General features: G+C 61.7%; 1 protein-coding gene and 1 pseudogene. Both read left to right on the top strand.

Going from position 1 to position 747, the window contains the following annotated elements; genetic code table 11:
- A pseudogene (locus ACOTXR_RS25135) lies at nt 1–85 on the top strand (QacE family quaternary ammonium compound efflux SMR transporter); the annotation flags it as partial.
- Nucleotides 79–747 (top strand): dihydropteroate synthase (folP, locus tag ACOTXR_RS25130; RefSeq protein WP_072661680.1); only part of this gene is annotated, 669 nt, incomplete at its 3' end. The pseudogene ACOTXR_RS25135 and the gene folP, both read left to right, overlap by 7 nt.

The following is a 747-nucleotide window of genomic DNA, read 5'->3' as shown; positions in this document are numbered from 1 at the left end:
TGTAGGTATGGGGCTCATAATTGCTGCCTTTTTGCTCGCCCGATCCCCATCGTGGAAGTCGCTGCGGAGGCCGACGCCATGGTGACGGTGTTCGGCATTCTGAATCTCACCGAGGACTCCTTCTTCGATGAGAGCCGGCGGCTAGACCCCGCCGGCGCTGTCACCGCGGCGATCGAAATGCTGCGAGTCGGATCAGACGTCGTGGATGTCGGACCGGCCGCCAGCCATCCGGACGCGAGGCCTGTATCGCCGGCCGATGAGATCAGACGTATTGCGCCGCTCTTAGACGCCCTGTCCGATCAGATGCACCGTGTTTCAATCGACAGCTTCCAACCGGAAACCCAGCGCTATGCGCTCAAGCGCGGCGTGGGCTACCTGAACGATATCCAAGGATTTCCTGACCCTGCGCTCTATCCCGATATTGCTGAGGCGGACTGCAGGCTGGTGGTTATGCACTCAGCGCAGCGGGATGGCATCGCCACCCGCACCGGTCACCTTCGACCCGAAGACGCGCTCGACGAGATTGTGCGGTTCTTCGAGGCGCGGGTTTCCGCCTTGCGACGGAGCGGGGTCGCTGCCGACCGGCTCATCCTCGATCCGGGGATGGGATTTTTCTTGAGCCCCGCACCGGAAACATCGCTGCACGTGCTGTCGAACCTTCAAAAGCTGAAGTCGGCGTTGGGGCTTCCGCTATTGGTCTCGGTGTCGCGGAAATCCTTCTTGGGCGCCACCGTTGGCCTTCCTGTA

It is taken from the genome of Enterobacter cloacae complex sp. IR53030 (assembly GCF_049238365.1).
Classification (GTDB): domain Bacteria; phylum Pseudomonadota; class Gammaproteobacteria; order Enterobacterales; family Enterobacteriaceae; genus Enterobacter; species Enterobacter kobei.
Note: the sequence above shows the minus strand (reverse complement) of the source record. Positions and strands in the feature narration are given on the sequence as shown.